Source organism: Mucilaginibacter sp. NFR10 (assembly GCF_900100445.1).
Classification (GTDB): Bacteria; Bacteroidota; Bacteroidia; order Sphingobacteriales; family Sphingobacteriaceae; genus Mucilaginibacter; species Mucilaginibacter rubeus.
In genome coordinates this window covers 80,967-96,668 of sequence record NZ_FMTV01000011.1, presented here as the reverse complement: position 1 = coordinate 96,668, position 15,702 = coordinate 80,967, and the positions used below count along the sequence as shown (strand labels likewise).

The following is a 15,702-nucleotide window of genomic DNA, read 5'->3' as shown; positions in this document are numbered from 1 at the left end:
GTGATTAAGGTTAATTTTTTCATGTGATTGGTTCTAATTTGTTATTGTCCCTGGTAATGGTAATCTGTATGTTTAACGATGTTGCCGTCTTTATCCCTGATGTTTTGCAAACGTCCGAGGCCGTCATATTCGTAGTACGAGGCATTGTTCTTCGGATCTATCGAACCGGTCACGCCGATCAGCGGCGAATAAGTATAGGTGGTCATCTGAGCGCCCTTCGGATATAACCTGAGTTCATCAATATTACCTGTACCTGATACGGCAACTGTCGTCTGCCCGGTAACCTGGTGCTCGTAATAGGTCCACCCGTTAATAGTCCCTCCTTTCAGCGGGTAACCGGCTACGGTACCAGCTATGGTTAACGCCGATCCATTGCGGGTCCAGTACGATATTACATAGGTATTAGCTGCGGTCAAGTTGACTTTGGTTATAGCGCCGTTTGAGAGGTTATAGGATTTGTTACCAGTAAATGCGGCGGTGATATCGCGCTGGCTTGATGCAATAGTCCAATTCCCTGTACCATCGGCCTCAAAGCTGGTATAAGCAACTGAATCAGCACCTGCATTGATAATCTGTGCCACCGGAAAAGCCCTCTGATAATCCCAGATATATCGTTGGGTTGGCCCACCCTGTTTGGATACAGTCAGAATGTTGCCCTTGGTATCGTACTTCTGATAATTCAGCCGTATTTCTGAGGGGTTGGCCATGGTTTGTAATTCAACCGTTTGTGGTTCTATCAAGTTATTGGTAACCGCATAATTTGTCCTTGATTTCATCAATTGTGTCCCGTTCTTTGATTCGGCGAACTCGATGGCTGGACTGATCATATTGGCTGTTGTCATGGCTGCATAGATGCCGGTTGGGTCTTTACCTGCATTGACCATATCCTGCGGATAACTGATTTGTTTTTGCAGCGTTTCACTTCTGCTGCTTTTTTGAGTGATCCTGGTTGGAAAGACGTGGTTTAGATTGTCATAATAGTAATTAACCGTGTCCTGTACTAATTTTTTTATGCCGTCCGTATCGTAATTGACCGTGATTGTTTGCTTGGGCACACGGCTGCCGGAAGAGATCGGGTAATCAAAAAAGATAAAGTTATCAATCGGGTGAAATGGCCAATTGTAAGGATTGAAATTAACCGTTTCGTAGCGAGGCCCGATAAACAATCCCTGGCCTCCGGTTCTCGCGAAATCATAATAATCATTAAATTTTTCCTGCAAAACGGCATATTGATTGTTCCCTTTGTTTAAATAATGGGCTTCGTAGATTATTTGACCATTTTTCCAGGTTACAGGAATCGGCTTCACGCCGTTTTGGTAATAACTATCCACTATCAGTAAACTGTCAGGGTAATTGCCATACACATACACACTTTTGCCGACATTCATTACGCTATCGCCATTAAACTGAGTCACTGCGCCGTAGCTTATCGGACTGCCACTAAGGGTGGATAACGAATAGATCGAATTATTGGCATATATAATCTCTTCCGCAGTACAAATAGCTGGAGCCTGATGAATCTGATCGTTGAAAAATCCATAAAAAATGCGTCGGTTAGCGTTTAAGAATACCAAGCTACCATTCATGAGTTCTCCAACGCCGCTCATACTTGAACCGTATTTATACGTTTCGGTCGTCGCAAGCGCCCCGGAACGTTCATAGTGTTTTATCGTACGTATTCTTATACCCCCTCCTATTTTCACCGTTGGCGGACTTGTTACCTGTACCGTGTATTTGATACTGATACTTGCTGTTGGCAATTGGTCTGTGCTCATTGAAGACGTCCCTCCTTTCGACAGCGCATAAAGACGATATTGGGTACTGGGTTCTAATTGGATTATCTCCGTGCTATTAATATCGGTTGTAGTATTCGCATATTTCAAGTATATGTTTCCTCCTGTAGAAACCTTAAAGATTGCCACGTAAGGCGTTTCTGGCAATTGCCCCGGAAAGCTGCTTGTGTGTTTCAGCAGTACGGTAAGAATGCCTGGCACTGTCGACCCGCTTGTGGCAGCTCCGGTCGTAAAGTAAGTCGACTTAGTTTCGCTGTAATAACCCACGGAACTGGCAAGGGCGGTTTGCTGTTGGCTCGTGGTCTGGGAATAATCAAGATACCGGTGAGGCTCATAGTTAAATACAGTATATCCATGTGTTGGATAAATTACCTTTTCCAGCATACCAGCCTTCATATAGACAGAATCTGGCTGCCGGTCTGCCCCTGCAGACCCTGCCACGGTGTACACGTCGCTGCCGGCAGCATATTGTTTGGATTCAAGTAAGGTCTGATTACCGTTTTTTCCATTATAGTATCCCCAATAATCCTGCGCACACAGGTTCATCGGCGGCAAGAGCATCGGGTTGTATTCAAATTTATGTGATCGTATGGAAACATTATTTTTATCCGTCTCCGCCACACTGTCTAATTTCAAACGGTATTTGTTGATTACTACGATGCCGTCCGATGTTGGATTGTTTAAATCGTTAAACCAATACCCCGTATACAATTTGAAGCCTTTTATTCGCCCGTACTTTTTTTCCTGATAGTCGTAATTGGATACTATTACAGAGTCGAGCGAAAAGTGCGCGCCATCGAGCCGGCCGCTTTTGGCAACAAAATCAACTTTACCGCCTCTAAATAGAATTTGTTTGATGTAAGTTGGATTGACCACCGTGTTTACATTCCTTGTTCTTGTTACCGACGCCGGCCATAAACTTGAGGTGGTGTTACACGTCGTTCCATCCATATATGGGCCATAATTCTGCGTATAGCTGTATGAGTATTGGTTATAATTTACAGGGTCAACCTGATAGATAAACTTCACCGTATCAGAGCGGTCAGCGGAGATCATCTGGCTCAAATACCAACTTGAGGCTCCGGAAAGCGATGTGCTAATGCCGCTTGCAGTGGATTCTATATCGTTAAATAAATATGCGTTGCCGCTCTCATCTACTATAGTGAAGGTTTTAGTTGTAGAGGTGAGGTTGAATGTAATTTTTATCGGCTTATATGGAGTGAGCACCGGAACTTTGTCGCTGCCAAAAACAAAAGCACCTGATTTATCAAGGAAATTATAAAAAAAGTTATCAGGCTGAGTGTCATATGCTGGCGGATGGTTTGTTGCCTCCTTCAAGTAGGTTGTGTCATTGGTATTCCTAATCTGGGAGGCTGTTTTGGACGGATAAGAAAGATAATTATCTTCATCTGGTAAATTCACGATACTTCGGGTAATTACCCCGCCTGCATTTAATGACCATCCAGTACCTACCCACGTTGCCATCTCGTCAACTTTAATGCCTGAAGCATGGTAAGACAAAGATATGGGTATACTGAATCGCGGTGTTTTGATCTCGTACAAAGGAATAGCTATCTGTGGAATCCCTGAATTTTTGTCAATAGGGATCTGACCATATTTTCCTAACGCTGCTGCTTCTGGCGCAGGTGGCGTTATTCGCGGAGATTTGATGTCGGCTAAAGACTGTGCTTTTGCGTATTGAGAACAAAAGAATACCAATAAAATAATGAAGAAACTCTTGTGCATAAGGTTATAATGATAAATTAAAGATGCAAATGAAGCGAGATAGAAAATGACTGAAGGGATATAGTATCGTTTATAAAAAAGCTACTACGATACACTCACGTGCATTGAATAGTATGTGGTTGTTTCATCGTGATAAAGTTTTCTGTGAATTTATTATTCAGGCAATCCAAATATAGATAAAAATATCCGGCAGAAATAATACTCTATATCAAATAATCGTAGCCTTATGCGGTGTCGCGCATAGTGTTAACGACGCTTCATGTACGAACGTGTCTCGTTCGCCGCTATAGGTAAATCGCTCCAAATCATTAACCCCGCCGTATGTTATGACGGTTCCAGGTGTCCGATTGCGGCGTCTTGCTCAGTGCCGTTACAAACCATACCAATCAACTAAAACACCATCCCATTTCCATCTCCAATTATTTTGCCTTCCCACTAAAGCTCCCTTCCACTAAAAAGAATCTCATTCATTAATGAGTATAATAAAATCCTGCGTGTGTCTTTATGGTGATTGAGCGGATAGGGCCAATCATTACACTAAGTCACAAACCTAAAAATTTAAAAACTATGAGTTTTTTTTACCAAAAAAAGTATTCGGCAAGGTGCCTTTTAGTTTTTTTGCTGCTGGTAGGCATGGGCTATCATGCCGCGGCGCAAAGCCGTCAAATCAGCGGTACTGTAACAGATTCTGTCTCCAGGGACCCTTTGCCTGGTGTAACTGTGCAGGTTATTGGCACTACCAATGGCATTCAAACTGATGTAAACGGCAAGTACAAACTAACCGTTAACCCCGGAGCAAAGTTATCTTTCGCTTTTATAGGTTATAACACGCGTAAAGTGACCGTTGGCGATGACCCTGTTATCAACATTCAGTTATCAAACAAAAGAAGCGATCTGGAAGAGGTTGTAGTGGTTGCTTACGGTACACAAAAAAAACCATCGGTGGTAGGCGCCATTGCCACGGTGAGCTCAAAAGTTTTTGAAGACCGCGGACCAACTAATAACCCTATTGCCAATTTACAGGGCCAGGTTCCGGGCATGGTGGTAACCAGGAGCTCGGCGCAGCCGGGTCGCGAAAACTGGAACTTTCAGATCCGCGGTGCAACCTCCGTTAACGGACAGGATCCCTTGGTCATTTTGGATGGGGTTGCCCTTAACAATAACAACGAGCTAAACTCTATCAACCCTAATGATATCGACAATATCTCAGTTTTGAAGGATGGCTCGGCTTCAATATATGGTGCCCGTGCAGCTTATGGTGTTGTACTGATCACTACCAAAAAAGGTAAAGCGGGTAAAATGGTGATCCAGTATGACCCTTCTGTGTCTCAGAAATTATTAGGCCTTCAGCCCAAGATGACCAACATTGATCAGTGGGCAAATGGCCTGCTTCAGGCCCGAACAAATGATAATTATGGAGTAGCGCCAACAACCGACCTTTGGTACCAACTGGCCAATTTCGCGCTGGCCAATAAAGGCACGGTGGTACTGGCATCGCAGATTCCCGGAAACACCACCGGAGGTATCACTGCAAATTCGTTTTATAACGGCTTGCCTGTACCGGCATTCCTCGATGTAAAGGAACTTGACTTTATTGATGTATCACTACAACAGTACATATGGGGAAGGGCTACTTCAACACAACACAATTTTTCGGTATCAGGCGGAACAGAAAAAAACACTTATCGTGTTTCGTTAGGGTATTTAAATGACGGCAGCCAGCTCCGGATTGGCAATAACGGTAATCAACGCTACAATCTCAGACTTAATAACAGCTACAGATTCAGCGATAAAGTGCAACTGGAAACCAATATTGCGCTTGAGCAAAATAATATTCAACAGCCAACCATGTATACTTCGGGAAGTTACAGTGCGCTCGGAAACGGATTTCAGATCGGTTTGCCTATGTTCACGCAATCTGGCCGGCCATATCAATGGGGAGGAGTAACAAGTCCCGCGGGACTATTAAGGGATGGAGGCGACAACCTGGAAAATAATAGCCGGGCACTGTTAAACTCAACGCTTACCTATAATTTCATGAAGCACCTTACCTTTACCGGAACAGCGGGATATAACGTTTGGTGGCAGGATGACCGTGTGCAAACCAAAACGGTTCGCCTTTATTCATACGATGATAAATACCTGACCGGGACTACCGCGCCGGCAGGTGGTACTTCGGGAGGGAGCCAAAACTATTTTCGTGCTAATATCAATGATAAATATTATAACCTCATTGGCCGCGTAACCTATGCCAATACTTTCAACCATGTACATGATGTATCGTTAATGATCGGCAGCTCCTACGAAAGGGATGAGTATGATATGTTTAATACCCGTACCTACAATTTGGGCAGCGATGATGTGCCTTCTTTAAATTTGGGGCTAAGCAGTTCGTTGGCCGGTTTTGTAACCAACGACGAACAGCGCAACCACTACGCCCTGGGTTCATATTTTGCAAGAGCTACCTACGCATATAAAGACAAATATCTGTTTGAAGGAACCGGCAGGTATGATGGTTCTTCAAAATTTATTGCAGATAAACGCTGGAAACCATTTTACAGCCTCATGGGCGGCTGGCGCTTAGGCGAAGAAAGCTTCATCAAGAAAACAAATATTTTTAGCGAGTTAAAGCTACGGGCCTCTTACGCTACGTCGGGCAGCCAGGGTGGCATCGGCCTTTATGATTACCTGCAATCGCTTAATGTCGGGAACAGCAATACCCTTTTAGGTTCAGCGCTCGCAACCGCCACTACCACCACCGGAAACCTGGTTTCGCTTAACAGGACCTGGGAAACAGTGATTAAACGGAACATTGGTATTGATTTCGGTTTGCTGAACGGCCGCTTAAACGGAACTTTTGAAGTGTTCCGCAATCAGAATAAAAACATGCTGGTGAGTGTTACCTATCCGGCGGTTTTGGGTATCGGCGCGCCCCAGTCAAATAACGGCGACCTGAAAACCTGGGGATGGGAAGGGCAATTAACCTGGAGAGACCACGTTGGGCAGGTAACTTATAGTATTTCGGGTAATATTACCAACAGCCAAAACAAATTGGTATATTTTAACGGCGTTCCGGCATTAGGTGCGGGTTATAATGCTACCGTTGAGAGTTATCCGCTTGGGTCATATTTCGGCCTTAAATACGGAGGCCGTTTCCAAACACAGGCACAGGTTGATACCTATAACTCCACCTATTATGCCCCCGGCGGAGTGATCAATACTATCGGCATACCTGTAGCCACCCCTTTAACCAACCTGCCGGGTCAAAACTCAGGCTTACGTCCGGGAGATAATTATTTTGTTGATGTTAACCACGATGGTAAGCTTACTACAGGTACATCGGCAAAAGATATGGGCGACCTTGTTTATTTAGGCAGCGACATTCCGCGCTATACTTTTGGTTTGACATTAAGCCTGCAATGGAAAGGTTTTGATTTTACAAGCATTTTTCAAGGGGTTGGTAAGCGGACAATATTCAGGGCCAATGGTGGTGCAAATAACTGGCGCGTACCTTTTGCCGCCGTTTACCAGGCGCAAACCACCCAATGGGTTGGTAAAACCTGGACTCCTGAAAACACAAGTGCCTATTACCCTAACCTGCATAGCAATGGAATTAATGGTTACAATTACCAGATTTCAAGCTGGTCTGTTGAAAACGGGGCATATGTACGCCTGAAAAACCTTGTTATCGGTTATACTCTACCTAAGTCGTTATTGGAGCATACCAAAGCTATCAGCCGTTTAAGGTTTTACATTTCGGGAAGCGACCTGTGGGAATACAGCAAAATTCATGATGGCTGGGATCCTGAAATGACCAGGACCACCGCAGGCAATGAGCGTTATCCATTTTACAGGTATGTAACCGTAGGCGCAAACATTACTTTTTAATTGAAATGATTATGAAAAATATTTACCGGAGGATCTTCAGTATCCTTTCAATAATTATTGTTACAGGTTTGTTCGCCTGCAACAAGTCACTTAACCTCAAACCGCAGGACCAGCTATCGGATGCGGCATATTTTAAGTCGGCCAATGATTTTAAAACATTTGCTAACCAATATTATGGTTATCTCCGTAATTTCAACAATTCGTTTGCAGATAACCCTCATTATGACGGGCGTGCCGATGTATTTGGCGGAGGTGGCGTTTATGGCGCAGGTATTAATACAGTACCGGCAAGTGATTCGTACTGGAATAATAATTACTCCCGGATCAGGAATTGCAACTACTTACTTGAAAAGGCCGCCACTTTCCCCGATCAGGCCAGCATCAGCCAGTTTGTTGCCGAAGCCAAATTTTTCAGGGCTTACTGTTACTTTGAATTACTGCAATTGTATGGCGGGGTTCCGCTGATCACCAAAACGCTGAACCTTGATTCGCCCGAACTTTATGGAACCAGGGCATCACGCGATCAGATAGTTGATCAGATTGTTGCCGATCTGGAAGCAGCCATACCAAATCTGCCTGCATCCATCTTAGCCAATTCTGCAGATTTTGGCCGGGTGAGCAAACCCGCCGCGCAAGCGTTTTTAGGCAGGGTTGCACTTTATGAAGGCACCTGGCAAAAATTCAGAAACGGCGATGCAACCCGTTATAATATGCTGCTCGATAAATCAGCCGCGGCTTCCAACGCGGTGATAACCAGCAATCAGTTTGCACTTTTCGGTACAGCGGCTTCAAATGCCCTGGGTGGTAACAGTACCATATTGGGCGACTCTGCACAGAAATACCTTTTCATCCTCGAAAATCCAAAATCAAACCCGGCTTCAGTTACCAAAACTGCTAATCATGAGTACCTTTTATCGTACCGTTATGACGATGTCAGCAAAACAATCGGAACAAATATCAGCCGGCAGGGAACGCAGATTGGGCCTCAGCATAAATACGTGAACGCATTTTTATGCCAGGATGGATTGCCTATTGAGAAATCGCCCCTGTTCCAGGGTTTTGAAACTTACGGATCGGAATTTATAAACCGCGATAATCGTTTAAAGTATACTATCCAGGTTAACAATATGTACTACTGGTATGGCAACGCCAATTACCGGGTAACCTGGCTAAATGATGCCGCTGATATCGCTTTATCTATGGGAAAAGTTGTTAAGATTGGCGGTTATACCAATCAAAAATGGGTAACCGAACGCAACTGCCCGGATACCAAAGAGTCGGAAGATTACCCGGTGATCCGCTATGCCGAAGTATTGCTGAACTATGCTGAAGCGGTTTATGAACGTGACGGTGCCATAACAGATGCCGATCTCAACAAATCGCTCAACCTGGTGCGCCTGCGTGTTAATAAAAATATGCCGCCATTAACCAATGGTTTCGCAGGTGCAAACGGATTGGATCTGCGTACGGAGATCAGAAGGGAACGCTTTATTGAGCTTTATTATGAAAACTTCAGGTTTGACGATATTAAGCGCTGGCATAGTGCCGCTACCGACCTGGTTAGCAACACCGGCGGTACCGCCTATGGAAACATCAGTGCTTTTGTAAGCCCGTGGCCGGTAGGTATTAAATTTAAAGGTACGCAGGCCGATGTTGGGCCAAACCCTTTAAAGCCTGCTCCTACCAACGCGTTAGATGCTAACGGTCAACTGATCCTTGACAATACAGCGCGTAATTTTTCGGAAAAAAATTATTTATACCCGATTCCGGCGCAACAAATTACCCTTAATCCCGCGTTAGCGCAAAATCCGGGCTGGTAAATTTATTTAAAACAATCAAAAGGCTGCCTCAGGGACAGCCTTTTGATTGTTATGTGTTATCACCCTATAATTACAAACCTGGCCTAAATAGATCCTCCGTTTAGAACGTTTAACAAGAAGGTAGTTGTTAATTTTGACATTGCCAATTTATAGCAGGCGTTGCTCTACCTGATCCTGATCAGATAAAATTGATCCAAAGTAGTACTCCTCTTCTTTTTGATGATAAAGGGCAGGCTCAGGTTTTCATGAGGAAAATCATGGAAAGCTTTTATTATAGTATAAGCAATCTCTTTGTCTTTTAATTCGGCTACCGCTTTTTCATCGGCTACTATAATCCGGCTTTTCAGACTGTCTGTTTTTAGAATATCATCAATGTTACTATAAGTCGCTTCGCCTTTGTAATAAAAATCGAAGGTATTTGATAAAACCGCCGCACTCACTTTTTGCCGCGGGTAATTTTGATTAAGATATTCGGCGGCCGAAAGATCCCCGCGGTAATCAACAATAATAGGATAAGCTACGGTCACCAGGTAAGCATTCACTAAAACAGACACGGCGCAGGTAAATAAAAATACAGGCTGATAAATTGGTGTCGGATTTTTATAAATGTAGATGGACAATCCAATAAACCCTGCAATCAACAAAACAAATACCGGCCAGCATTCGGGCGCGAAAATGAAATTAAGCACCATAACAGCAACCAATAAAAGCCCTGTCATGATATATTGAGCCATCTTGAAAAACTTTAACCCGGCGCCAGCTTTTAATGAACTAATAAAAACCGCGGTTATAATAGCAAAAAACGGGAACAGGATATTAGTGTAAAATGGCAGCTGAAATTTGGAAGCTGAAAAGATCAGCAGCATTAATACGCTTCCCGAGATACACAGATATTCGGGCTGGGTTATGCGTTTAATCATTTTCCTGACGGTAGCATATAGTGCATAGAACAGGAGAATAGCCCATGGCGCGAAAGCCCACAGCAGGGTATGAACAAAAAATAGTTTGTCGCCGTGTGTATTCGTAATGTAACCGTTATTGTTGAAACGCCCGAACTGGCTGTCCCACAAAAACCAGTGGATGCCTGAAATCCCGGTGCGACCGAAAACAACTTTTTCGGGGTGAAGATCAAACTGGGTATACACCGAATAAATTTCGGGTAAAGTAAATATCACCACCAATATAAACGAGAGCAGCCATTTCCAGTGGAACACGCCTTTGATATTTCCTTTAAATAAATATTCGCCGATGATAGCCGTCCCTATCGGGATGAGCAGGTAGATGCCCTTAGTCATTACCGCGCAAGCTGTAAATATGGATGCCAGCAGCACATGGGCCATGCTGAACCGTTCTTTTACCTTATAAAAGTGATAAACAGCGCCCATCAGCAAGCCCATGATATAAGGCTCGGCACGTACATCCGTATTTGACATTACGCCGTGTTGAGCGGTAAGCAGGATCAGGATAGCGATAATAGCTGTTTCATCGCCATAAAACTTTTTGGCAAGCTTGTAAGTGTACGCCACCGACATGAAAAAGAACAGCAGGGCGGGCAATTTATAAGCAAAAGTATTGATGCCGAAAATCTTAAAACTGATAGCGATAATCCAGAAGGGGAAATGCGGTTTATCCAGCCAGTCGGCACCGTGATACATCAGATCGGTAAAGTTATTGCTTTGTGCCATGCTCCGGGCCAGGGCCGAATACAACGCCCCATCATCAGTAAAGAATTTGATGCCGATACCGGCTACATTGAGCACGATAGCCAATAACAGCACAATAAGATAAGGCCGCTTTTGTAAAGAGAAAATTGAAGCTGATGAACTATCCACTAAAAATATTTATGTTCAAAAATAGCCGAATTTTAATTATTCCAAGGCAGGTATTTAGGCTGATCACGGTTGATCAGTTCGGGCCTGACTGAATTTAACACTTGACCATTCAAAACCCGTTCGTACAGGGCTAAATATTCCTTTGCCATCTTGCCGATACTGAAATTATCGACAGCATACTCATGACAATATTGTTTATTAAAGCTTTCAACATTTTTTAGTCCGGCTGCTAATTCTGTTTTACTTATAGAAAGCAAGCCAACTTCAGCGGGCACCAGCTCGGGCAACGATCCGTAAGGCGTACCAAAAACCGGGCAGCCAAAATACAGGCTTTCAACAATAGCTATCCCAAATGGCTCATGCCACAGCACCGGGAAAAGCAGGGCTTTTGAACTGTTCATTACAACTGACTTCGCTTCATCGCCCACCATCCCTTTGAAACGGACATTTAAGTTGGGTGTAAAGCGTAATCCCATTTTCAGGTTGAGGCGGGTACCTCCAAGTACCACCAGTTTATTACCACTCATGGTAGCTACATCGATGGCCCCTTTTACATTTTTAATCCGCCAGGCAGCTTTAGCCAGAAAATGGGTATGGGTGCGCTTATTATCGAGCATAGGTTCTTGATAATCGGCAGTGTCTATCGCGTTATGCACAAAAACTGTTGAGCCGTGCCTTTGTGCATGATTGGCCGACACAAATACCGAGTTAACATCTAATTGCAAACCACCAGGGTTATTATGAACAGTTACGATATAAGGCTTTTTAGTAAAACCACTCACCTGGAATTGGAAGTGTACCACGTCAATATCATCAGGCACCTGTTGGTTGATATCAACAGTCGGATCGTAGATGAGCACTTTTGCAAAGGGACAGGTTGAGCCTGCTCCTACCAGGTAAGTAACCTTGTGACCAAGCCTGTTTAACTCACGGCCAAGCCACCAGATGATACGCTCGGTACCACCATATTTAGTAGCAGGAATTGGGGTGTTGTTTACGATGAGGATGTTCATAGATGTTGGAGGCAAAGGTAATAATCTGCGTATTCTATTTCAGCCTTTAACAAAATGCATTAATAGTTTTAAGAGATTTGTATATTCACTCAAAAATCTATTTCCTGTCACAATGAAACTTAAGTTAACATTTCTATCGATAGCTGTTACCTGCTTTATTCAGCCAATTTTTGCCCAAAACTACATGGCCGATTTTAAGGCTCTTGTTGCTAAAGATGATACCGCCGCTGCATTTAAAATATTACAAGCCTGGCAAAAGACCGGTATAAATGATCCTGATTTTTATATAGCCAGCTATAATTATTATGCCAAAAAGGGGCTAACCGAAGTACTCAGCCTTCAAAAAGACCAGCCGGCGGGTCAAAGTTTTCAGCTTACCGATAGTACGGGCAAAGTTGCCGGCTATCTTGGTGGTGGCCAAACTTCTTATAATTTAATTTATCTGAATAAGGGGTTCGAATATATTGATACCGGCATAGTTAAATTTCCGGCGCGACTGGACATGCGTTTCGGCAAAGTTTATCTGCTCGGCAAAATTGAAAACTACAAAGCTTTTTCAGAAGAAATTATCAAGGCTGTTAACTACGGCCAAACTATCGGTTTTAAATGGATCTGGAGTGGGGGCAAACCAGTTGAAGATCCGGAAAATTTTATGCTTAGCAATATTCAAACTTATATCATCCAATTAAATAACGCCGGCGATCAAAACATGGATTATATCCGTGATATTTCCCTGGCCATTTTGAAATACAAGCCAAATAATGTTGTCAGTCTTTCCGATCTCTCTATCAGTTATCTTACCAAAAAGGACTACCCTCGCGCGTTGGAAATATTGCTGAAAGCCGAAAAACTGGCACCGCATGACTACATCGTTTTAAATAACATTGCCTATTGTTACGAATTGCAAGGAAATAAACCCAATGCACTCAAATACTATCAGCTTGTGAAACAATATGGCAACGATGAAGCAAAAGCAAGCGCAGATAAAAAGATAGCCAAGCTCAATAAAAAATAGTCATTTCCTAAACCACTTTCTGCTCGCCACCAACAACCCAAACTCTTCTGAAGGGTATTTCTCCGTTGATTTATGATGAATTTTATGCGCCCGGCGGATGCCGGCCAAATAACGATTATCACTTTTAAAAGCTTTGAAACGATTATGGATAAACCAGTCGTGGAAAATGAAATAAATGATACCATAGATGCTTATACCAGTACCAATCCAAAACCGGTAGTCCAGAGTTAAATGCCCTATCCATATCAGCCATAAAGCAAAACCAGCGAAGCCAATACTGAATAGGTCGTTCAGTTCAAACCAGCCATGCCTTTGTTGATGATGTGTTTTGTGAATAAACCATAATAGCCCATGGAAAAGGTATTTATGCATAGCCCAGGAGATGAGTTCCATCAACGCAATGGTTAATACTACAATTCCTATATCTGCCAATACTATCATATCATTTAGCGGTTAAGCTTCGGGCTATCAGGTCTTTCATCTTTTGGGTATTTTCATCTTCGTAATCACCGTAGCCGGTCTTCTTTAAAATCAACTTCCCTTTCTTATTAAAGATAATCACCGTTGGATATCCTCTGAAACCAAACTGCCTGTCGGGGCATTTGGTTTTATCCTCAGGCGTATATTTTGCTAATACCTTACCGGTGTAAATCTTTTCGTTACAACCTGGTATAAAATACACAGGCAATTTAAAATCGTCCCGCATACTGTAATGTTTATACAGGTTAACAAAGTTAGTCATCGATTTATCCTGTGTTATAAACCGCTTAACTATCCCGCTATCGGTTTGGCATAAGGTTATGAAACAAAATTTTTTATTGTCTTTATATTGGGCGTAAAGCTTGTGCAGCATGCCCATTTCACGAAAACAAGGCGGACAGGGCACAAACCAGCAATCAATAAACAGCACTTTATTTTGGCCTAATTGCTTTAGCGTGGTATGCTTTCCGTTGATGTCGTAAACCTCAATATCAGGTATTGATTTAATTTTTTTGGTTTGCGCATGAACTACACAGCCAAGCAAAATAAAAAATGCGAATAAGGAGCAGGTTATTACTTTCATAGCCGAAGTATTTACCGCTAACTTAAAATTAAAAAAGCGGCTATCAAATGATAACCGCTTTTAAATATTTGAAATTAAAAATCCGACATCGAAAATCCGATATCCGAAATTATTAAATATGTATCGCCCTGTTTTCAGTGGCAGCCAAACATGCTTCACGCATCGCTTCGGTATAGGTTGGGTGGGCATGGCTCATGCGCGAAATATCTTCGGCACTCGCGCGGTACTCCATTGCCACAACGGCTTCGGCTATCATATCGGCAGCACGCGGACCAATCATGTGTACACCTAAAATCTCGTCGGTAGTGGCATCAGCCAACACTTTTACAAAGCCGTCTAGGTCACCGCTGGCGCGGGCACGACCACTGGCCTTGAAGGGGAACGAACCGGTTTTGTATTTAACACCGGCTGCTTTCAGCTGCTCTTCTGTTTGACCAACAGCCGCAACTTCTGGCCAGGTATAAACCACGCCCGGAATCAGGTTGTAATCAATATGCGGTTTTTGGCCGGCAATAATTTCGGCAACCAGCGTACCTTCATCTTCTGCTTTGTGAGCAAGCATAGCGCCTTTAATCACATCGCCAATAGCATAAACACCTTTAACTTTGGTTTCCAGGTGCTCATCAACCGTAACTTTACGACCGCGTTCTTCAACAGTGATGCCAATGTTTTCCAAACCTAAACCATCGGTGTAAGCAATACGACCTACGGCTACCAGGCAATAATCGCCTTTCAGTTCCAGCTTTTCGCCTTTTGGTGTATCACAGCTAACGGTTACTTCTTTACCTTTTACTGTGGCACCTGTAACTTTATGGCCCAGGTAAAATTCCATACCCAGTTTGGTCAATACTTTTTGTAATTCGCGGCCAAGGCCCTTATCCATAGTTGGGATAATGCCGTCCATAAACTCAATTACAGATACTTTGGCGCCTAAACGGGCATAAACCGAACCCAGCTCCAAACCGATAACGCCGCCACCGATCAACACCAGGTGTTTTGGTACTTCGCTCAGGCTTAATGCTTCGGTTGATGTAATAATGCGTTTTTTATCGATAGGCAAAAATGGCAATGCCGATGGTTTTGAACCAGTAGCGATGATCACATTTTTACCGGTAATTTCGGCAACAGTACCATCGTTCTTTTTAACAGTAATGGTGTTTTTATCTTTGAATGATCCTACACCAAAGTGAGTGTCGATCTTGTTTTTCTTCATCAGGTAGCTGATACCGCTGGTGTTAGCATCAACAACTTCCTGTTTGCGTTTAATCATCTGCCCAAAATCTATCGAAAGATCTTTAAGGTTGATGCCATGGGTTTTAAAAGCATGGGCAGCATTGTGGTAATGTTCAGACGAATCAAGCAGCGCCTTCGACGGGATACAGCCCACATTAAGGCAGGTACCGCCAAGGGTATTATACTTTTCAACAATTGCGGTTTTTAAACCAAGCTGGGCACAGCGGATAGCGGCTACATAACCACCGGGGCCCGAACCTATAACTATAACATCATATTGCATAGTAGTGTGTATTTTA

Annotated in this window: 9 protein-coding genes; 3 read left to right on the top strand and 6 right to left on the bottom strand. The window is 43.3% G+C overall.

Features of this window, described 5'->3' with window-relative positions:
* Positions 1–41: 41 nt before the first annotated feature.
* Complete coding sequence (locus tag BLP33_RS25315; RefSeq protein ID WP_090534453.1) at positions 42–3,539, bottom strand: RHS repeat domain-containing protein; 3,498 nt, start codon at positions 3,537–3,539, stop codon at positions 42–44.
* Between the two features lie 567 nt (positions 3,540–4,106).
* On the opposite strand from BLP33_RS25315, the gene BLP33_RS25310 reads away from it, so the two are divergent.
* Both BLP33_RS25310 and BLP33_RS25305 read left to right on the top strand, forming a co-directional pair.
* Entirely contained in the window at positions 4,107–7,427 is a 3,321-nt protein-coding gene (locus BLP33_RS25310) for a SusC/RagA family TonB-linked outer membrane protein (RefSeq protein WP_175490115.1), read from the top strand.
* 11 nt (positions 7,428–7,438) lie between these two features.
* Entirely contained in the window at positions 7,439–9,247 is a 1,809-nt protein-coding gene (locus BLP33_RS25305) for a RagB/SusD family nutrient uptake outer membrane protein (protein ID WP_090534461.1), read from the top strand.
* 164 nt (positions 9,248–9,411) lie between these two features.
* Here BLP33_RS25305 and BLP33_RS25300 read toward each other — a convergent pair whose 3' ends face one another.
* Together BLP33_RS25300 and BLP33_RS25295 are read right to left on the bottom strand one after the other, a co-directional pair.
* Positions 9,412–11,079, bottom strand: a complete 1,668-nt coding sequence (locus BLP33_RS25300) for an ArnT family glycosyltransferase (RefSeq protein ID WP_139160072.1) — start codon at positions 11,077–11,079, stop codon at positions 9,412–9,414.
* A 32-nt stretch (positions 11,080–11,111) separates the two neighbouring features.
* Positions 11,112–12,092, bottom strand: coding sequence for a glycosyltransferase (locus BLP33_RS25295; RefSeq protein WP_090534448.1), 981 nt, complete (start codon positions 12,090–12,092; stop codon positions 11,112–11,114).
* Positions 12,093–12,204: 112 nt separating this feature from the next.
* Here BLP33_RS25295 and BLP33_RS25290 point away from each other — a divergent pair, with 112 nt between their 5' ends.
* Positions 12,205–13,107, top strand: coding sequence for a tetratricopeptide repeat protein (locus BLP33_RS25290; protein ID WP_090534446.1), 903 nt, complete (start codon positions 12,205–12,207; stop codon positions 13,105–13,107).
* Here BLP33_RS25290 and BLP33_RS25285 read toward each other — a convergent pair whose 3' ends face one another.
* From BLP33_RS25285 to lpdA, 3 genes are all read right to left on the bottom strand, one after another.
* Positions 13,108–13,548: a sterol desaturase family protein gene (locus tag BLP33_RS25285; protein ID WP_090534444.1), complete on the bottom strand. Its 441-nt coding sequence runs from the start codon at positions 13,546–13,548 to the stop codon at positions 13,108–13,110. It abuts the gene before it with no gap.
* Position 13,549: 1 nt separating this feature from the next.
* Positions 13,550–14,170 carry a TlpA family protein disulfide reductase gene (locus BLP33_RS25280; protein ID WP_090534442.1) on the bottom strand — a complete coding sequence of 207 codons (621 nt, stop codon included), beginning with the start codon at positions 14,168–14,170 and terminating at the stop codon, positions 13,550–13,552.
* 112 nt (positions 14,171–14,282) lie between these two features.
* A complete protein-coding gene (gene lpdA / locus BLP33_RS25275) occupies positions 14,283–15,686 on the bottom strand; it encodes a dihydrolipoyl dehydrogenase (RefSeq protein ID WP_090534440.1) in 1,404 nt (467 codons plus the stop codon).
* Positions 15,687–15,702: the final 16 nt, after the last annotated feature.